Below are 17834 nucleotides of genomic sequence, written 5' to 3'. Positions count from 1 at the left end.
AGCCGTGCGCCCCGCCCGCCGGCCCCGGACACCGGAACCCGCGGGCACCTGCAACTCGAGGAGTGACTCCCTCCAGCAATGGACGGATCGTCCGGTAATACCCGCGCCGCCCTCCCCGTGGAGGCGGCGGCATGACCATCCCGCTACTCCTGCTCGCGGCGGCATTCGCCCTGATCCTCGCCAACGGCTTCTTCGTGGCGGCCGAGTTCGGCCTCGTCACCGTGGAACGCCCCGAGGCCGAACGCGCCGCAGCCGACGGGGACCGCCGTGCCCGCACGGTCGTCAAGGCCCTGCGGGAGCTGTCCTTCCAGCTCTCCGGCACCCAGCTCGGCATCACCATCACCTCCCTCGTGGTCGGCATGCTCGCCGAGCCCGCCCTGGCCGCCCTGCTGTCCGGGCCGCTCGCCGCGACCGGCCTGCCGAAGGGAGTCGTCCCCGGCGTCGCCGTCGTCATCGGCATGCTGCTCGCCTCCGCCGTCCAGATGGTCGTCGGCGAACTCGTCCCGAAGAACTGGGCGGTCTCCCGGCCGCTCCAGGTGGCCCGGTTCGTCGCCGGCCCGCAGCACGCCTTCTCCCGCCTGTTCCGGCCGGTCATCGCCGGCCTCAACGCCGTCGCGAACCGCCTCGTACGGGCCCTCGGCGTGGAACCCACCGAGGAGATGGCCTCCGCCCGCACCCCCGGCGAACTGGTCTCCCTGGTACGCCATTCGGCCCAGGCCGGCGCCCTCGAACAGGACACCGCCGACCTCTTCGTACGGACCCTCTCCCTCGGCGGACTGACCGCCCAGCACGTCATGACCCCCCGGGTCAGGGTCAGCGCCCTCCAGGAGACGGCCACCGCGGCCGACGTCCTCAACCTGACCCGCGCCACCGGCCTGTCCCGCTTCCCGGTCTACCGCGAACGCATCGACGAGGTCACCGGCGTGGTCCACCTCAAGGACGCCCTCGCCGTCGCCGAGTCCGAACGCGACCGCGTCGGTGTCGGCCGGATCTGCGTCCCCCCGCTCCTGGTGCCCGGCTCCCTGCCGGTGCAGCCCCTGCTGGAGCGGCTGCGCAGCGAACAGCCGATGGCCGTGGTCGTCGACGAGTACGGCGGCACCGCGGGCGTGGTCACCCTGGAGGACATCGTGGAGGAACTCGTCGGGGAGGTCCGCGACGAGCACGACCTCGCCGAGGACGCCACCCCCGAACTGGCCGCCGTACCCGCCGAGGACGGCCGCCCCTCCTGGGAGGCCGACGGCAGCTGCCGCGTCCACACCCTGCGCCGGATAGGCCTGGAAGTGCCCGAGGGCCCCTACGAGACCGTCGCCGGCCTCGTCGCCGACCTCCTCGGCCGCATCCCCGCCCCCGGGGACCGCGCCGACCTCCCCGGCTGGAAGCTGTCCGTCCGCAGGGTGCGCCGCAACCGGGCGGAACGGGTCCGGCTGGTCCGGCTCACGGCCGTACCCGCCGCCGCCGGCCACCGGGCCGCTGCCGCCCCGGCGCCGGACGCCGAGGCCGCCGCTCCCGGGACGCCCCCGGCACCCGGCACCGACCGGCACGAGGACCCCGCCCCGCAGCGGGCCGAGCTGGAAGGAGCCTCCCGGTGAACGCGCTCCAGCTCCTCTTCGCGCTGCTCCTCGTCCTCGCCAACGGCTTCTTCGTCGGCGCCGAGTTCGCACTCGTCTCCGTACGCCGCAGCCAGATCGAGCCCCTCGCCGCCGGGTCCAAGAGGGCCCGGCAGGTCCTCCACGGACTGGAGAACCTGCCCCGCATGATGGCCGCCGCCCAGTTCGGCATCACCGTCTGCTCCCTCACCCTCGGCGCGGTCGCCGAACCCACCGTGGCCCGGCTCCTGGAGCCCGTCTTCCACGCCGCCCACGTACCGGAAGGCCTGATCCACCCCCTCGGCTACGCCCTCGCGCTGGCCGCCGTGGTCTTCCTCCACCTGGTCATCGGCGAGATGGTCCCCAAGAACCTCGCCATGGCCGCCCCCGAGAAGACCGCCCTGTGGTTCAGCCCCGGCCTGGTCGCCTTCGCGCGGGTGTGCGGGCCGGTCACCACCGCCCTCGGGGCCTGTTCCCGGCTCGTCCTGAAGCTCTTCAAGGTCGAGCCCAAGGACGAGGTCGAGGCCGTCTACACCTCCACCCAGCTGGGCCGGCTCCTCAAGGACTCCCGGCAGGCCGGGCTCCTGGAACCGGTCGAGCAGGAACGGCTGGAGGACGCGCTGGAACTGGGCAGCCGCCCCGTCACCGACGTCCTCCTCGACCCCGACCGCCTGGTCACGGTCGGCCCCGCCGTCACCCCGCGGCAGATCGAACAGCTCACCGTGCGCACCGGGTACTCCCGCTTCCCCGTCCGCGCGGACAGCGGCGCCTTCATGGGCTACCTGCACGTGAAGGACGTACTCGACCTGGAGGACCGCGAACGGGCCGTGCCCCAGCGGGTCTGGCGCCGGATGACCACCCTGTGCGCCACCGTCGCGCTGGACGACGCACTCGGCGTCATGCGCCGGGACGCCGCCCACCTCGCCCAGGTCGCCGACCCGACCGGCCGCGTCCTGGGCCTGGTCGCGCTGGAGGACGTACTGGAGATGCTGGTCGGCGAGGTACGGGACCCCGCACACCGGGTCCCGGCCCACCGCCCGGCGGCGCAGCGGGTGCCCGCGGGCCGCGTCTAGCGAGGTGCCCCCGGGCCCGGGGGCACCGCGGCGGCCGGGCCGTCCTACAGCGACGGATCCGGCCGCTCCTGCGGGCCCCGGCCCGAGAGGACCTCCCCGTACGCCTGCATCAGGTCCGGCAGCCGCAGCGTCGCCAGATCGTCCCGCGACGGCTCGCCCGCGAAGCCGGCCAGCCGCAGGTCCCGGTACGCGCAGCTCTTCTCGTACAGGGTCCGCAGGAACCGGCCGTTGCCCAGCTCGTCGATCCAGCCCTGCTCCACCACGTGCCCGCTGATGCTGCGCAGCTCCTCCAGGGCCTCCTCGTCCCACTGGTCGCCGTTCGCGTCCGCCAGCACCTCGCCGATCGCCGTCAGCTCCGGAGGCCGGTAGCTCGGGAAGTCCACCCGGGTCGTGAACCGCGACGACAGCCCCGGGTTCGCCGCGAGCAGCCGGTCCATCCCCGCCGGATAGCCCGCCAGGATCACCACCAGCCGGTCCCGGTTGTCCTCCGCCCGCTTCAGCAGCACCTGGAGGGCCTCGTCGCCGTACGCGTCGCCCTTGCTGTAGCCCGAGTTGGACAGCGAGTACGCCTCGTCGACGAACAGCACCCCGCCGATCGCCGAATCGATCAGCTCGTTCGCCTTCACGGCCGTCTGCCCCAGGAACTCGCCCACCAGATCGGCCCGCTGGGCCTCCACCAGGTGATCGCCGCCCAGCAGACCGAGCGCGTAGAACACCCGGCCCAGGATCCGCGCCACCGTCGTCTTGCCGGTCCCCGAGGGCCCCGAGAACACGAAGTGCCGCTTGGGCGGCTGCACCGGCAGCCCCTGACCCGCCCTCAGCCGCGCCATGTGCAACTGCGCCGACAACGCCTTCACCTGGCGCTTCACCGGCTCCAGCCCCACCATGCGCTCCAGCTCCGCCAGCGCCTCGGCGAGCGCCTCCGGATCGGCCGGACCGGCCGGCAGCCCCTCGGGCGACCCCTGCGAAGGCACCGGCGCCTTCCGCCGCGCCCCCTCCGCCCGGCCCACCGGCGGCACCGGCGGGCCGGACCCGGCCGGCCCCTCCGCCGCCACGTCCGGAACGGGGCCGCCACCCCCCGGAAGGCCTCCGCCCAGCGCCACCGCCGCGAAGTCACCACCGGCCGGGGAGGGACCGTGACCGGCGTACCCCCCGTAGCCGCCGTACCCGGCCAGGCCCGCCAGATCGGCCATCCCGTCCGTGTCGTCGCCGTCCTCGATCGCCGTCAGCCGGGCCGCCGTGTCCATGAACGAGGGATCCACCCGGTGCACCGCACGGTACAGCGGCAGCGCCGCCGCGCTGCGCCCCGTCCCCTCGCGCGCCCGCGCCAGCCAGTACCGCAGCTCCTTGCGCTGCGGCTGCTCACTGCGGCAGCGCATCAACGCCGCCGACAGCATCGGCTCCGCCTGCCCGTACATCTCCAGCCGCACCCGCGCCATCCCGCCGAACAGCCCCGACTCGATGCCCAGCAGGGGGTCGTTCACCAGTGGCTCGGTGTGCCGCACCAGCTGTTCCCAGTCCTTGACCAGGTACGCCCGGCACGCGTGCAGGAACCGGACCTGCGCGTCGGTGTCGACGGGCGGCAGCGCGGCCAGCGCCTGGTCCAGCTCCGGCACGTGCCGGCCGTCCAGCCAGTGCGAGGCGTGGGCGAGCAGCAGGTCCCGCCGGTTCTCCAGCACCGGCTGCACCCACCAGCCCAGCCAGTACCAGGAGTTCAGCGTCCGGCGGTGCCGGGCGCGCTGCTCGCCGAACCGGTCCTGGTGCGCGTACATGCGCAATAACGCGGTGCCGGTGTCGACCCGCAGCGCGTGCAGGCCCAGCCAGGCGTCGGCCATGGAGGGGTCGAGCCGCACCGCCGCCCGGAACTCCTCCTCCGCCTGCGGGTAGGCGCCCATCGTGCAGGCGTCGACCCCGCGCAGCCAGGCGAGTTCGGCCGGGGCGTGCATGCTGCCCGGCGTGCCGAAATCCATCACGATCCCCCAGTAGCCTGCCCCCGTGGTGCGCGGCAACCCCCGCTTCGAGCGCGCGAGTTGCCCGGTGCCCCCGACTGGCGTCGCTGAAATCAGGGCTGCATCGTACCTGCGCTTTCGCACCATACGTAGGGCGCGGAAGCCCCGGATCCGGCACGCGCCCCGGCCCGCGACGGTGACACAGGGTGAAGGGCGGGGGAGTGCCGGCCGGGCTGAGCGGCCCGGCCGGCCCGGCCCACGGGCAGAACGAAGCCCCCGATCACGGGGGAACGATCGGGGGCTCCGCATCCGCAACGGCCGGTGAAGGCCTTGCACGGAGAACGTACGGCCGTCGCGGGGCCCCGGTCAAGGAGGTAGGCACAGGCCCGGCGGAGGGCGGGTCGACACCGGCTCGGGCCCGGGGGTGTTCGTCACCCTCGGTCACCGAAGCGGGGAATTCACGGGTTCGCTCCGGCCGCGGAAGACCACTCGTATCCCGTACCGCTCTGGCGTACCAGGGTGTCGGCGAAGGGGCGCGAAGGGTCACTGGAGAAGTGCGCCCGCTCCGCGCGCTCCCATTCATCCCAGAAGTCGGACAGTTCGCTCCCGTCCCGGTTTCGCCCCCGCAGCCAGGACTGCGCCCGCGGCGTCTCCATCCACAGCAGCCGCGCCAGACACGGCCGCAGTGCCCGCCGCCCGGCGCCGACCCCCTCCACCAGGACCACCGGAGCGGGCTCCAGCACCCGCTGCGCACCGAACCGGCGCTCCACCCAGTCGTACGGGGCCCAGTGCGCGGGCCGCCCCGCCGCGAGCGGCTCCAGCACCTGGACGCGCAGCCGCTCCTCCCAGCCGAACAGCTCCGCGTGGGTGGCCACGTCGTCCAGGTGCAGCACGGGCGCCCCGCCCAGGGCTGCCGCGAGCCGTCCGGCGAAGGTGCTCTTGCCCGATCCGGCGTGCCCGTCGACCGCGATCAGGCGGACCGGACCCAGCGAGGGCGGCAGGGCGCCGAGCTCCCCGGCGAGTGACTCAAGTGACTGGTGCGGCTCCACCCGACCAGCGTAGACAAGCCCGACACGACCCGAGGTTCGGCGTCCGGCCGCCGGGAACCTGGAAAGGTGAGGCCACCCGAAGCGCCGACCCACCTGGGGGAACCCGCGATGACCGCACCCACGCCACGCCGGGCCGTACTCGTCGCCGCGCTGGCGGTCGCGACCGCGGCCACCGCCGCCTCCGTCCCCGGCGGCGGAGCACGGGCCGCCGGGCACCCCACCCCGCGCGCCGGGGGACGCACCGTCGACAACCGTTTCTGGTACGCCCACCGCCACTGGGCGGCCGGCACCCACCACGGCACCACCGCCGTCGACGGCGCCCGCCCCGGCCTGCGGATGACCTCGGCCGTCGGACGCACCGAGTACGCCGACCCCCACACGGGACGCCGCGCCACCTGGGAGTACGCCACCTGGACCTCCCCCGTCCACCTCTCCGCGGTGCCCGCCACCGAGGCCATCGCCTCCTGGAACGCCGACACCCCGGCCGGCACCTGGATCCGGATCGAGCTGCGCGGCACCTACACCGACACCACGACCACCCCCTGGTACACCATGGCGCGGTGGGCCTCGGGGGAGACGGACATCCGGCGCACCTCCGTCGACGGCCAGACCGACGGCCGGTCCACCGTCTGGACCGACACCCTCGCCGTCGACGCCCCCGCCGCGGCCGGCGGCCTGCGGATCGCCGCCTGGCAGCTCCGGCTCACCCTCCACCGCAGGCCGGGCGCTACCGCCGGGCCGACCGTGTGGCTGGCCGGCGCGATGGCCTCCGCCGTCCCCGACCGGTTCACCGTCCCCGCCTCCACGCCCTCCGGAACCGCCCGCGAGCTCGCCGTCCCCCGCTATTCGCAGGAGGTGCACGCCGGCCGGTACCCGGAGTACGACAACGGCGGCGAGGCCTGGTGCAGCCCCACCTCCTCCCAGATGGTCGTCGAGTTCTGGGGCGGCCGGGCCGGGGCGGACGCCCTGGCCTGGGTCGACCGCGGCTACTCCGACCCCCAGGTCTGCCACGCGGCCCGCTCCACCTACGACGCCGCGTACAAGGGCTGCGGGAACTGGCCCTTCAACGCCGCCTACGCCGCGACCTACCGCGGCCTCGCCGGAGTCGTCACCCGACTCGCCTCCCTGACCGACCTGGAGACCCTGATCGCGGCGGGGATCCCGGTCATCACCTCCCAGTCCTTCCGCCAGGAGGAACTGACGGGCGCGGGCTACGGCACCGCGGGCCACCTGATGACCGTCATCGGGTTCACCGCCGCCGGAGACGTGATCGCCAACGACCCCAACTCGCCCGACAACCCCTCGGTGCGCCGCGTCTACCGGCGCAGGGAGTGGGAGAACATCTGGCTGCGGACCAAGCGCGCGGGCACCGGCGGCAAGACCGCCTCGGGCAGCGGCGGCGTCTGCTACCTCTACGCCCCGGCCCGGCCCGCCCCCGCGCAGATCACGGCCCTGCGGTCCGTCGGCGTCCTGTGAAAAACAGGGGTCGTCCGCCCGTTGACCAGGGGTGCGGACAGGCGGAACATAATGGGGTAAATGGCAGATAAAGGCTTCTCACAGGAGGCGGCCGGCCATGACGACCCATCCCAGCATCGAGCACCACCCCGACCTCGCCGAGATGCGCACTCGGTTCGAGCGGGTCACCAGCACTCCCGCCGCGCAGGGGGTCGAGGCACTGGCCCTGATCACGGGCCTCTACCTGGCCGCCTCCCCCTGGATCGCGGGGTTCAGCACCCTGACCCCGCTGGCCGTCAACAACCTGATCACCGGCCTGGCCTTCTGCCTGTGCATGAGCGGTCTCGGCTCCGCCTACGAGCGCACCCACGCCATGGCGTGGACGGCGGTCGCCCTCGGCGCCTGGACGATCATCGCCCCGTGGGTCATCGCCGGCGAGATGGACACGACGCGCACGGTGGTCAACAACGTGATCACCGGAGCCGTCGCACTGTGCCTCGGCCTCGCCATGGCGGGCATGGCGAACCGCCGCGACACCCGCACCTGAGGCCACCGCCGGACGCCCCGGCAGGCCACCCCGGCTCCCGGCCACCCCGCCCTCCCCGGCGGAGCGACCGGGAGCCGTCCGCGTGTGAGCCCTGCCACCAGTGACCCACGTCTCTACCGCGAAGGGCGCAAACGCTGGCACATTGGACACCATGACCGCTGACACCGCCGCTCCCACCGCAGCCGCCGGGGACCTCGTCCGCACCGGGGGACCCAAGGACGACTCCTCCTGGCTGGAACACGTACTCGGCTGGACCCTCGTCGTGGTCGTCGCCATGTTCGTCACCCAGGTCGGCTGGTTCTGACCCACCGGCGGTTCGCAGGCCCGCCGGGGCGAACTCGCAGCCCCGCCGGAGCGAACTCGCAGCCACCGGGCACGCGTTGCCCGCCGGCACCCCGGACCCCGCATCCCGCACCCCTCATCCGGTGCGACGCACCCCGTACGACGCGCTCGCCGTGGACGACACCGCCCGGCAGGCCGGTGTCGCCGGGCTCGTCGCCCGCCCGGCCGGTGACCCCGGCTTCCGGCCGCCGAGGTGCTCGCCATTCGTGACGCCGTCCGTGGAGAGCGCGTCGCCACCCTCGCCGGGGCGCCCCACGGGCGCCGCACCCTCCCGCCCGTCGCCCGCCTCGCCCTCGTGGGCTGGCTCTCCGCCGGGGAAGGGACCACCCTGGAATGGACCGGTGATCCGACCACCCCCGGCCGGGCCGGGACGTGCTCGGGTGCCTGCCGGTGCGCCGGCTTCGTTCGACCTTGGCGGTGATCGAGGAGTTCGTCCCGGAGTGTCCGGCACCTCCGGCCCCCGAAGAGCGGTTCGACCACGTCGGTGATCTTGCCCCGGTGACGGGACGCCCCTGATCGGGCATACTCAAGCCGCCGCAGCCGCTGAACAGCCCCTTCCGTGATCCGGGAGCGGGCAGCACCGGCTGCATGAGCCCGAGACCCGGCGGCGCGTCCCACACCTCGCGCGTCGCCGCCGTGCCCGAGATGGAGGAGAGCGCCGCCATGACCGACCGCGCCCCGCAGACGGTGGACCGTCAGCTGCCCACCGAGGAGTCCCGCGACCTCCTCGCCCTCGTTCGCGAGATCGCCCAGCGCGAGATCCGCCCCCGGGCGGCCGAGGAGGAGGACGCCGGCCGGTTCCCCCGGGAGGTCTTCACCCTGCTCTCCGAGGCCGGCCTGCTCGGCCTGCCGTACCCCGGCGAGTTCGGCGGCGGCGACCAGCCCTACGAGGTGTACCTCCAGGTCCTGGAGGAGCTGGCCGCGGCCCGCCTGACCGTCGGCCTCGGCGTCAGCGTGCACTCCCTCGCGTGCCACGGCCTCGGCGGCTACGGGACCAAGGAGCAGCAGGCGGCGCACCTGCCCGCCATGCTCGGGGGCGGCCTGCTCGGCGCCTACTGCCTCTCCGAGCCCGCCGCGGGCTCCGACGCCGCGTCGCTCACCACCAAGGCGGTCCGCGACGGCGACGACTGGATCATCACCGGCACCAAGGCGTGGATCACCCACGGCGGTGTCGCGGACTTCTACACCGTCCTCGCCCGCACCGGCGTCGACGGCCCCAAGGGCATCACCGCCTTCCTCGTGCCCGGGGACGCCGAGGGGCTCACGGCCGCGGTGCCCGAGAAGAAGATGGGCATGAAGGGCTCTCCCACCGCCCAGCTGCACTTCGACGGCGTACGGGTGCCCGACTCCCGCCGGATCGGCGAGGAGGGCCAGGGCTTCTCCATCGCGCTGGCCGCGCTCGACGCGGGGCGCCTGGGCATCGCGGCCTGCGCCATCGGCGTCGCCCAGGCGGCACTGGACGAGGCCCTCGCGTACGCCCTGGACCGCAAGCAGTTCGGGCACCCCATCGCGGACTTCCAGGGGCTGCGCTTCATGCTGGCCGACATGGCCACCAAGATCGAGGCGGGCCGGTCGCTGTACCTGGCCGCGGCGCGGCTGCGGGACGCGGGCAAGCCGTTCTCCCGGCAGGCGGCCATGGCCAAGCTGTTCTGCACGGACGCGGCGATGGCCGTCACCACGGACGCCGTCCAGGTCCTCGGCGGCTACGGCTACACCGCGGACTTCCCCGTCGAGCGGCTGATGCGCGAGGCGAAGGTGCTCCAGATCGTGGAGGGCACGAACCAGATCCAGCGCATGGTCATCGCCCGCCACCTCGCGGGGCCCGAGACGCGCTGACGCGCGCCCTCGCCGGTGGGGTCAGTACAGACCGCTGCTGGTCGAGGGCCAGACCGGCGACGACGCGAGCCGCGACCACTCCGGATCCCGCCGTCCGGGCAGCGTACGGCCGGCGTCGGCCCACCGGGCCAGCAGGTCCCGGTAGATCGGCGGATCGGGCACCGGGGGAGCCGGGTCACGGTACGGCTCCCCCGGGAACTGCCGCTGAACCGATTCTTCGCAACCCGAACCCGCCGACCGCCGCCGCCGACCGGTAGAAGACTGAACCATGTTCATACCGGGCCAACGCGGCACGCGAGCAGGGAGTAACCCCGGGGATCCGTTCGAGGTGTCCCCGGGGCGGGGGCTTCTGCGGGCGGGGGTAGGGGGCGGGGGCCGCTGGAACGGCATCAGGGCTGTCCTGGGGGTTTCCCGTCAGTCCCATCGTCTCTCCGTGTCGGGCCGGCCCCTCAAGGGCGCTCCTTCGTCGCGTCGCTTCGCGATGGCCTTCGGCCACCCTTGACCGACCGTCCCGCCCCGGACATACGAGGACAGCCGGGAAACCCCCAAAGGAACGGGCCGGGACAGAAGGAGCGAGGCGAGGGAGCGTCCTGTCCGGGCGGAGCCCGGCCCGGGGACGCCGCAGATCGCTACGCGCTCCTCACGTCTCAGCGTCCGCCCCTCGTCCGTGGCCGGTGGACGCCCTCTCATCCGCAGGAGTGCGCGCCTTGTGCGACTGTGACCTCCGATGGCCGGGCACAAGCCGCCACCCATCGCTACGCGCTCCTGCCCGACGGCGTCCGCGAGTCGCTCGGATGCCCATTTCCCGCTGATGGAGGGAATTCGAGGGGATTGTTCGTGTCAGCCGAACTCAATCCAGGTCAGCGCGAGTCCGGCATCCCGCCCCTGTCCCAAAGGGGCACGAAAGGTGCCGACGAAGGGCCATTCCTCTGCCGTCGTCGCGCTGACCTGGATTGAGTTCGGTGGGAGCGTCGTCCCACCCACTTCCAGCCCCCAACGGGCCTTGGACGTCATCTCATTTGGTGAGTCTGTGCGACGATTTTTCGGCCGGTGGGAAGTCATGAGCGGGGGCGAAGGCCGATGGAGTACGTCGATCTCGATGCGCAGGTCGGTGACCTGTCAGGGGTCTTGGACGCGGCTCGCTACCTGAGCCACCTACCCTCGATCTCCGATGACCTGCCGCCGGGCGCCCGGGCTTTCGCCACTGACGCGGACCACTACGACTTCCGCAGCAGGCGATGTGTGAAGGACCTGACGCTTCGGGCCGTCCGGGGCGTCGGCGGTGAGGAGATGGAGGTCGAGTTCCGGCACAACTGCTGGAAGCACGACCAGGACCTGCTGATCCGCTACGCAGGGGTGTCCAGTTTCATCATCGATCCCGCCGACGAGGACCTAGGAACGGACCTCGGGACTGTGATTCTCGACGAGATCCTGCCGCACAGGGACGGCTGCAGCCACGAGATCGCCTGCTGGGACGGCACACTCACCATCGTCTGCCGTGACCTCCAGGCGACCTGGACCGAAACCCTCTGCTCAAGCAAGGCGTAGGCGCGACAGCTCATGGGGATCGTCGAGCGGCTGGTGCCGGATGAGCTGTGGGAGCTGTTCCAACGGGTGGTGCCGGAGGCGCCGTCGCGGCCTCAGGGCGGGGCCGGCGTCGGCATGGCGACCGGGAGGTGCTGGCGGCGATCGTGTTCGTGGCGACGTCAGGCTGCACGTGGCAGCAGCTGCCGACAGCGTCCTTCGGGCTGTCAGGGGCGACGGCCCATCGGCGGTTCAGTGAGTGGTCGAAGGCCCGGGTGTGGGCCAAGCTCCACCGCGTGGTGCTCGGCGAGCTCGGTGCCCGCGGCGAGCTGGACTGGTCACGCTGTGCGATCGACTCAGTGAACATGCGGGCCCTGAAAAGGGGGACCTGACAGGTCCGAATCCTGTCGACCGGGGCAAGTACGGCTCGAAGATGCACTTGATCACCGAGCGGACCGGTCTGCCCATATCCGTCGGAATCTCGGGCGCGAACCTGCACGACAGCCAGGCCCTGATCCCCTTGGTCAAGGGCATACCGCCGATCCGCTCCCGCCGTGGGCACAGGCGGCGCAAGCCGGGAAAGCTCCACGCGGACAAGGGCTACGACTACCCGCACCTGCGGCGATGGTTACGTGGACGCGGTATCACCCACCGCATCGCCCGCAAAGGGATCGAGTCCTCACAACGGCTGGGCCGGCACCGCTGGACCATCGAACGCACCATGTCCTGGCTCGCCGGCTGCCGACGACTCCACCGACGCTACGAACGCAAAGCCGACCACTTCCTCGCCTTCACCGGCATCGCCTGCACCCTCATCTGCTTCCGCAGACTCACCAAATGAGATGGCTTCTTAGTGACCAGTCTGCACGCGTCCGAAGGGGGGATTGGGCTGAGTTCCCGGCCCTCGGGGAAGACCGAGCGCGTTCGGCCGAGGCGCCTTCGGCGCCTGCTTCTCTGCTTCGCTCCGGAGCAAGGAAACGCCTCGCTGCGCTCGACGAGGCTCGGCGCAGCCGAGCCCAGGCCCGGCCCTTCGGGCTCCTGCGCTTCGCTGCGGACCGGAACTGACCCCGTTTCACGGGGTCTGGGCCTTCGGCCCGTTGGGCGGGTCCGCTTCGCTCCCCCGCCCGGTCTTTTTCCCGCCCCGCAGGGGGCTGGCAATTGGGCCCCCGCTAAGCCGAGCCCAATTGCTGCACCGGGTTCTAAAGTTGGCGGCTAGCGAAAACTCATCGAGATAGCTTCCAGGTTCTGATTCTTGCCGGTCGTACCCACTTCGATCCAGGTGCCAATGGAGAAGCCCGTAGAACCCTGGTTCTGTACGTGCGCATTTGCCCATACAGTCTTGGTGCTACTGAAACGAATAGCTTCCATCGGGCGGTTTTGCCCGGTGGTTCCAATAGTGATGGTCTGGCCGCCCTCCGCACACGTCTCCTTCGGGCCCCAGCCTACGTTCCGCGTGTGAGCCTGGGCGCAGAACCAGCCAACCCCGTATGCGGTGATCTCTAGAGCTTCGATAGCCCTGTTCTGTCCCTTGGTTCCTGACCATCCACCGCAAGTGGGCTTAGTCTCCCATCCCACACCTGAAACGTGGGCCCGGTAACACAAGGAGACAATCGTCGCATCCGGTGCCGCCGTAGCGGCTTGTGCTGTACCGGTAGCAGTCAGAACCAACGCCGATACAGCAGAGAATGAAGCCAAAGCTCTTGCAAAACTCTTCACATCTACCCCCAAGGTCGAATCCAGCATGCTGAAAATCAGCAACTCTCGCTTACTGTACCGGCATGATCACTTCCTGCAAAACGACTTTGAGCGACTGTCAGATGCTGTGCATGCGCTGCGTCGCTTCGGGTGGGCCCAAGCTCCCTCTCTTCGTAAGCGACACTCGGGTCAGTAGCGGGAATGCATTGCTCCGCGCTTGAGTTGGTGACCAACCCTCCCAGACCCGCGAAGGGAAAGCCGCGCTCCATGGACCGTGACCGGGCTGCGCCTGCATGACGGTGCCTTCCTGGTCAGGGCCCCTGTGGCCCCTCTCCACCCCTTGTGGTGCTCTCGCGGCCGGTAGGGCAGCAACGGACCGCGAAACCGCCTCGGTGATTTATTTATGTGTGGGTATGTCCGGGGGATCGGTCGGCGTGGCACTCGGGACTGCCTAGTGCTGTGACCGGGAAGGTTCGCCGGGTTGGCGGTTCACTCCTGCTCGGCGGCAGCGGCGAGGTGACGGTGGCAGAGGTCGGCGGGGATCACGTCGAGGACGGTGTCCTCGTCCGCCTGGACCAGACGGGCTATGACCGGGACCGCGCTGCCGCCGGCCGAGGCCAGCAGCATCATCGCCCGCCGGAACCGTACCGAACTGGTGCTGCCTCGCCGGACGATGTGCTGGAGTTTCTGCCCCTCCTGCTCGGTCAACCCCCCGACCCGGACCGGTTGCGCCATCGCGCCTCCCCACTGCTCCGGGGGCGGCCTATGACCAACCCGCGACAGCTCGCAGTCGCCGTCCTCGAGAAGCGCGTAGCGATGGGTGGCGGCTTATGCCCGGCCACTGGAGGTCGCAGTCGCTCTGCTGGAGAAGCGCGGAGCGATCTGGGGCGTTCCCTGGGCCGGGCTCCGCCCGGGCAGGACGCTCCCTCGTCTCGTGATGGATCGTCCCGGCCCGTTCCTTTGGGGGTTTCCCGGCTGTCCTCGTATGTCCGGGGCGGGACGGTCGGTCAAGGGTGGCCGCAGGCCATCGCGAAGCGACGCGAGGAACGAGCGCCCTTGAGGGACCGGCCCGACACGGAGAGACGATGGGACTGACGGGAAACCCCCAGCACTGCTCTGCTCCCGCCCCACAGGCTCCCGCTCCTACCCCCGCCCCGCCGAAGCCACCGCCCCCCCCGCCACATCGCGCCACCGTGTCAGTTCGTGCCAGAACTCTGGTTCCGCAGCGCTGTTCTGACGTACCGTCACATTCGCTCGCGTCGCCGCCCCCAGGAGGTTTCGTCATGCCTGCCGATCGGCCCGTCGCCCTCGACGAGTACCCCATCCACCAGGCGCCGCTGTCGATGAAGCACACCGTCGGCGGCGACCGGAACGCCTACGACCGGTGCATCTTCCACGTCTTCGACCACGCCGGACGCGCCGTCCTCATCCTCGGCCTCGGTGTCTATCCCAACGCCGGGGTCATCGACGCCTACGCCACGCTCCGCCTCGGTGACGAACTCCTCGCGGTCCGGGCCTCCGACGCGCTCACCGACGACCGGATGAACCTGTCGGTGGGACCGTTGTCCATCACCGTCGACATCCCGCTCCGGCAGCTGACCCTCCGCTGCGCCGCCGACCCGGCGGACCCGCAGGGGCTCTCGTACGACATCACCTGGAACGCCGAGTTCCCCGCGGTCTGGGAGCCTCACCACACCCAGCGGCGCGGCGACCGGCTGATCCTGGAGGGGCGGCGTTTCGTCCAGGCCGGCAGCGTCACCGGGAGCATCCGCGCCAAGGGCGAGGAGTTCCTCCTCACGGCGGGGGAGTGGACGGGGACCCGCGACCGCAGTTGGGGGGTGCGGCCGATTCCCGGCGAGGAGGGCGGCCGGGCCGCCGACGAGCACCGCCCCGACGGGTTCCACTGGCTCTGGATCCCCGTCCGCTTCGACGACCGCTTCGTCATGGTCATCGTCCAGGAGGACGCGGACGGCCACCGCACCCTCAACGAGGCCGTCCAGGTCTTTCCCGACGGCAGCGGCCGGGGCGACGTCCAGCTCGGCTGGCCGCACACCGACATCCGCTACCGCTCCGGCAGCCGGCACCCCGAGAGCGCCGTGGTCCACCTCACGGACCCGTCGCGCAAGCCCCTGGAGCTGGGCGTGCAGGTCCTGAACTCCTCCCCGCTCGCCGTCGGCGCCGGGTACCCCCCGGCCGCGGACTGGCAGCACGGCACCTGGCAGGGCCGGGGCTGGACCGATCGCCGGGTCTACGACCTCTCCGACCCCACCGCCCACCCCCTGGCCGCCTTCGGCGTCACCGACCACACGGCCCGCTTCACCCTCGACGGGCGGACCGGGCACGGGATCTTCGAGCACGGAACCTTCGGCCGGCACGACCCGAGCGGATTCGCCGACCACACCTCCGTCGCCCCGTAGCGGCGCCCGCCCGGCCGGCCCGCACCGTCCCGCACCCCGTACGTCGCCGTAGGAGAAGGGGTATTCATGGCTACCGCACCACGTCCGCGGACCTCCACCCGGGAGCCCGAGGAGCTCGGCCGGCGGCTGACCGCCTGGCTCGGCGACCGGCTTCCGGGGGCCCGCATCACCCATGTCTCCGTGCCCGGATCGAACGGGATGTCCAGCGAGACCCTGCTCTTCGACATCGAGCACCCGGACACCCCGCTGCGCGCCTGCGCACTGCGGCTCGCCGCCGACCCGGCGGCCTACACCGTCTTCCCCACCTACGACATGCCCCGCCAGCACCGGGTCATGGGCCTGGTCGCCGAGCACACCGACCTGCCCGTCCCCCGTGTGCAGTGGCTGGAGGAGGACCCGCGGCCGCTCGGCGCACCGTTCTTCGTGATGGCGCGCGCCGAGGGCCGGGTGCCTCCGGACGTCATGCCCTACACGTACGAGGGGAACTGGCTGCACGCCGCGACCGACGCCGAGCGCGCCCGGCTGCAGGAGGCGAGCATCTCCCTGCTGGCCCGGCTGCACGACCAGTTCCCCGCGAAGGAGGCCGAGTTCCTCCTCCCGGACGGCGAGGGGACACCCCTGCGCCGGCACGTGGACGCCCAACGCGCCTACTACGCATGGGTGGTGCGCGGACTGGCCCGGTCACCGCTCATCGAGCGGGCCTTCGCCCGGCTGGAGGAGCTGTGGCCGGCCGACGAGGGTCCCGCGGTCCTCAACTGGGGCGACGCCCGCATCGGCAACGTCGTCTACGACGGCTTCACGCCGGTGGCGGTGCTCGACTGGGAGATGGCGGCGTACGCCCCGCGCGAGGTGGACCTGGGGTGGACGGTCTACCTCCACCGCTTCTTCCAGGACCTGACGGTGAGCTTCGGCCAGCCCGGCCTGCCGGACTTCCTGCGCCGCGAGGACCTGGAGTGGCGATACGCGCAGCTGACCGGCCACGTCCCGCGCGACATGGAGTTCCACACCCTCTACGCGGCCCTGCGGCACGGGATCGTGATGCTGCGCATCGCCTACCGGCAGGCCCACTTCGGTGAGGTCGACGTCCCGGCCGACCCGGACGGCCTGATCCTGCACCACGCCAGTCTCGCCGCCATGGTGGACGGGACGTACTGGTAGCGCGGGGCGCACGGCGGCTGCGGAGCCGGGCAGGAGGGTCGCCGGGGCAGTGCGTGCCCCGGCGACCCTCAGGCGGCCTGCGCGTGCTCCCGGCGGGTCTGGGCCTGCGGCTGCGGCAGTACGGGGCGCACCACGCGGATCGGGCGCGATCCGGGTCCGCCGACGTGCGAGAACGGCTGCGTCCGCCAGTCCAGCCCCTGGGGCAGGGCCTGGCGCAGGACGGCCTCGAGGTCCTGCGCCTCCGGCTGCTGGAGGGCGCCGACGGTGGGCAGCGCGTCGGTGGCGGGCCGTCCGGTGCCCGCGCAGACGGTGAGGCCGAAGGGGTTCCACGGGGTGAGGCAGAGCGCGTGCTGCGGCAGGTACTCCTCGTCGGCGACGAGGGCGATCGACTGGCCGCAGTCCGGGCAGGTGGCGTGGTGGATCTCGAACGCGTCGGCGTCGTCGAGGTATTCGCCGTCGTCTGGGTAGGCGTCGTCCCCGGATCCGAGCGGTTCGAGAGGCTCCGGTTCGGTGCGACCGGAGCGCTTGGTGTTCTGCATGGATGTACTCCCCCTTGGGTGGGCCGGGCGGGCAGGTTCTTGGGCCTCGGCCACAGCAACCACTTCCCGTCGCGCGTCACGAGTAACCACAACAAGCCGGCCTCCACCTGCATACCCATGTGGCCTTCGTCACATGCCTGGCGCAGATGCCTCCAGTGGGCGGACAGCACTGTGCCTGAGGTGCCGTTGGGCCGTAAGTTGTGCGGCTATGAGCGCAATGGAGGAGCTGGACCGCCAGATCGTGGATCTGCTCGTGCGGGACGGGCGGATGAGCTACACGGATCTGGGCAAGGCCACGGGACTGTCCACGTCGGCAGTCCATCAGCGGGTACGCCGACTGGAGCAGCGCGGGGTGATCCGCGGCTACGCGGCCGTGGTCGACCCGGAGGCCGTGGGCCTGCCGCTGACCGCTTTCATCTCGGTCAAACCGTTCGATCCGAGCGCCCCGGACGACATCGCCGAGCGGCTGGCGGGCGTCCCCGAGATCGAGGCCTGCCACAGCGTGGCGGGCGACGAGAACTACATCCTGAAGGTCCGCGTGGCCACGCCACTGGAGCTGGAGGACCTCCTGGGCCGGCTGCGCGCCCTCGCGCACGTCTCGACACGTACGACGGTGGTCCTGTCCACGCCCTACGAGGCCCGCCCGCCCCGCGTCTGAGGGGCC

The 17834-nt window shown here is 71.9% G+C and carries 15 protein-coding genes and 2 pseudogenes; 11 read left to right on the top strand and 6 right to left on the bottom strand.

The genetic code is table 11. The annotated features are described in order from the left end of the window. Window positions 1-131 precede the first annotated feature (131 nt). Both ACPU2J_RS06305 and ACPU2J_RS06300 read left to right on the top strand, forming a co-directional pair. Window positions 132-1589 (top strand): hemolysin family protein, encoded by a 1458-nt coding sequence (locus ACPU2J_RS06305; protein ID WP_420081402.1) that lies wholly within the window; start codon window positions 132-134, stop codon window positions 1587-1589. Then, window positions 1586-2659 (top strand): hemolysin family protein, encoded by a 1074-nt coding sequence (locus ACPU2J_RS06300; RefSeq protein ID WP_420081403.1) that lies wholly within the window; start codon window positions 1586-1588, stop codon window positions 2657-2659. The genes ACPU2J_RS06305 and ACPU2J_RS06300 overlap by 4 nt, the downstream gene beginning before the upstream one ends. A gap of 44 nt (window positions 2660-2703) precedes the next feature. On the opposite strand, the gene ACPU2J_RS06295 is transcribed toward ACPU2J_RS06300, so the two are convergent. Together ACPU2J_RS06295 and ACPU2J_RS06290 are read right to left on the bottom strand one after the other, a co-directional pair. After that, on the bottom strand, window positions 2704-4629 hold the full coding sequence (locus ACPU2J_RS06295; protein ID WP_423832930.1) for an AAA family ATPase: 1926 nt from the start codon (window positions 4627-4629) through the stop codon (window positions 2704-2706). 437 nt (window positions 4630-5066) lie between these two features. Next, the gene (locus ACPU2J_RS06290; RefSeq protein WP_423832929.1) at window positions 5067-5657 is read right to left on the bottom strand and encodes a uridine kinase family protein; all 591 of its coding nucleotides are present in this window, start codon (window positions 5655-5657) and stop codon (window positions 5067-5069) included. Between the two features lie 108 nt (window positions 5658-5765). On the opposite strand from ACPU2J_RS06290, the gene ACPU2J_RS06285 reads away from it, so the two are divergent. The 4 genes from ACPU2J_RS06285 (at window position 5766) to ACPU2J_RS06270 (ending at window position 9837) form a co-directional block, all read left to right on the top strand. After that, window positions 5766-7133: a peptidase C39 family protein gene (locus ACPU2J_RS06285; protein WP_423832928.1), complete on the top strand. Its 1368-nt coding sequence runs from the start codon at window positions 5766-5768 to the stop codon at window positions 7131-7133. A gap of 97 nt (window positions 7134-7230) precedes the next feature. Continuing rightward, window positions 7231-7659, top strand: coding sequence for an SPW repeat protein (locus tag ACPU2J_RS06280; RefSeq protein ID WP_365493344.1), 429 nt, complete (start codon window positions 7231-7233; stop codon window positions 7657-7659). 151 nt (window positions 7660-7810) lie between these two features. After that, complete coding sequence (locus tag ACPU2J_RS06275; RefSeq protein ID WP_361593826.1) at window positions 7811-7963, top strand: SCO1431 family membrane protein; 153 nt, start codon at window positions 7811-7813, stop codon at window positions 7961-7963. 701 nt (window positions 7964-8664) lie between these two features. Then, the gene (locus ACPU2J_RS06270) at window positions 8665-9837 is read left to right on the top strand and encodes an acyl-CoA dehydrogenase family protein (protein WP_361593904.1); all 1173 of its coding nucleotides are present in this window, start codon (window positions 8665-8667) and stop codon (window positions 9835-9837) included. Between the two features lie 21 nt (window positions 9838-9858). Here ACPU2J_RS06270 and ACPU2J_RS06265 read toward each other — a convergent pair whose 3' ends face one another. Then, window positions 9859-9999 carry a hypothetical protein gene (locus tag ACPU2J_RS06265; RefSeq protein ID WP_420081407.1) on the bottom strand — a complete coding sequence of 47 codons (141 nt, stop codon included), beginning with the start codon at window positions 9997-9999 and terminating at the stop codon, window positions 9859-9861. A 918-nt stretch (window positions 10000-10917) separates the two neighbouring features. Here ACPU2J_RS06265 and ACPU2J_RS06260 point away from each other — a divergent pair. Together ACPU2J_RS06260 and ACPU2J_RS06255 are read left to right on the top strand one after the other, a co-directional pair. Continuing rightward, complete coding sequence (locus ACPU2J_RS06260) at window positions 10918-11385, top strand: hypothetical protein (protein WP_423832927.1); 468 nt, start codon at window positions 10918-10920, stop codon at window positions 11383-11385. Window positions 11386-11397: 12 nt separating this feature from the next. Further along, window positions 11398-12202, top strand: a pseudogene (locus ACPU2J_RS06255) (IS5 family transposase). Between the two features lie 371 nt (window positions 12203-12573). Here ACPU2J_RS06255 and ACPU2J_RS06250 read toward each other — a convergent pair. Together ACPU2J_RS06250 and ACPU2J_RS06245 are read right to left on the bottom strand one after the other, a co-directional pair. After that, window positions 12574-13104, bottom strand: a complete 531-nt coding sequence (locus ACPU2J_RS06250; protein WP_420081410.1) for a hypothetical protein — start codon at window positions 13102-13104, stop codon at window positions 12574-12576. Between the two features lie 492 nt (window positions 13105-13596). Next, window positions 13597-13791 (bottom strand): annotated as a pseudogene (locus tag ACPU2J_RS06245) (IS630 family transposase); the annotation flags it as partial. Between the two features lie 548 nt (window positions 13792-14339). Between ACPU2J_RS06245 and ACPU2J_RS06240 the strand changes: the two are divergent. Then, window positions 14340-15473: a hypothetical protein gene (locus tag ACPU2J_RS06240; protein ID WP_423832926.1), complete on the top strand. Its 1134-nt coding sequence runs from the start codon at window positions 14340-14342 to the stop codon at window positions 15471-15473. A 66-nt stretch (window positions 15474-15539) separates the two neighbouring features. Beyond that, a complete protein-coding gene (locus ACPU2J_RS06235; RefSeq protein WP_423832925.1) occupies window positions 15540-16631 on the top strand; it encodes a phosphotransferase family protein in 1092 nt (363 codons plus the stop codon). 68 nt (window positions 16632-16699) lie between these two features. Here the strand turns inward: ACPU2J_RS06235 and ACPU2J_RS06230 are convergent, their stop codons facing one another. Then, window positions 16700-17170: a hypothetical protein gene (locus ACPU2J_RS06230; protein WP_399313881.1), complete on the bottom strand. Its 471-nt coding sequence runs from the start codon at window positions 17168-17170 to the stop codon at window positions 16700-16702. A gap of 217 nt (window positions 17171-17387) precedes the next feature. Between ACPU2J_RS06230 and ACPU2J_RS06225 the strand changes: the two genes are divergently transcribed. After that, window positions 17388-17828, top strand: a complete 441-nt coding sequence (locus ACPU2J_RS06225; protein ID WP_030240692.1) for an Lrp/AsnC family transcriptional regulator — start codon at window positions 17388-17390, stop codon at window positions 17826-17828. Window positions 17829-17834 lie beyond the last annotated feature (6 nt).

This window comes from Streptomyces manipurensis (assembly GCF_049570255.1).
In the GTDB taxonomy this organism is placed as follows: domain Bacteria; phylum Actinomycetota; class Actinomycetes; order Streptomycetales; family Streptomycetaceae; genus Streptomyces; species Streptomyces manipurensis.
This window is presented reverse-complemented; position numbering and strand designations above follow the sequence as displayed.

Bases quoted from the DNA above. Each gene is read 5' to 3' on its own strand.
- ACPU2J_RS06305 (WP_420081402.1), top strand. From the start codon at position 132: ATGACCATCCCGCTACTCCTGCTCGCGGCGGCATTCGCCCTGATCCTC.
- ACPU2J_RS06295 (WP_423832930.1), bottom strand. From the start codon at position 4,629: ATGGATTTCGGCACGCCGGGCAGCATGCACGCCCCGGCCGAACTCGCC.
- ACPU2J_RS06285 (WP_423832928.1), top strand. From the start codon at position 5,766: ATGACCGCACCCACGCCACGCCGGGCCGTACTCGTCGCCGCGCTGGCG.
- ACPU2J_RS06280 (WP_365493344.1), top strand. From the start codon at position 7,231: ATGACGACCCATCCCAGCATCGAGCACCACCCCGACCTCGCCGAGATG.
- ACPU2J_RS06275 (WP_361593826.1), top strand. From the start codon at position 7,811: ATGACCGCTGACACCGCCGCTCCCACCGCAGCCGCCGGGGACCTCGTC.
- ACPU2J_RS06270 (WP_361593904.1), top strand. From the start codon at position 8,665: ATGACCGACCGCGCCCCGCAGACGGTGGACCGTCAGCTGCCCACCGAG.
- ACPU2J_RS06260 (WP_423832927.1), top strand. From the start codon at position 10,918: ATGGAGTACGTCGATCTCGATGCGCAGGTCGGTGACCTGTCAGGGGTC.
- ACPU2J_RS06250 (WP_420081410.1), bottom strand. From the start codon at position 13,104: ATGCTGGATTCGACCTTGGGGGTAGATGTGAAGAGTTTTGCAAGAGCT.
- ACPU2J_RS06240 (WP_423832926.1), top strand. From the start codon at position 14,340: ATGCCTGCCGATCGGCCCGTCGCCCTCGACGAGTACCCCATCCACCAG.
- ACPU2J_RS06235 (WP_423832925.1), top strand. From the start codon at position 15,540: ATGGCTACCGCACCACGTCCGCGGACCTCCACCCGGGAGCCCGAGGAG.
- ACPU2J_RS06230 (WP_399313881.1), bottom strand. From the start codon at position 17,170: ATGCAGAACACCAAGCGCTCCGGTCGCACCGAACCGGAGCCTCTCGAA.
- ACPU2J_RS06225 (WP_030240692.1), top strand. From the start codon at position 17,388: ATGGAGGAGCTGGACCGCCAGATCGTGGATCTGCTCGTGCGGGACGGG.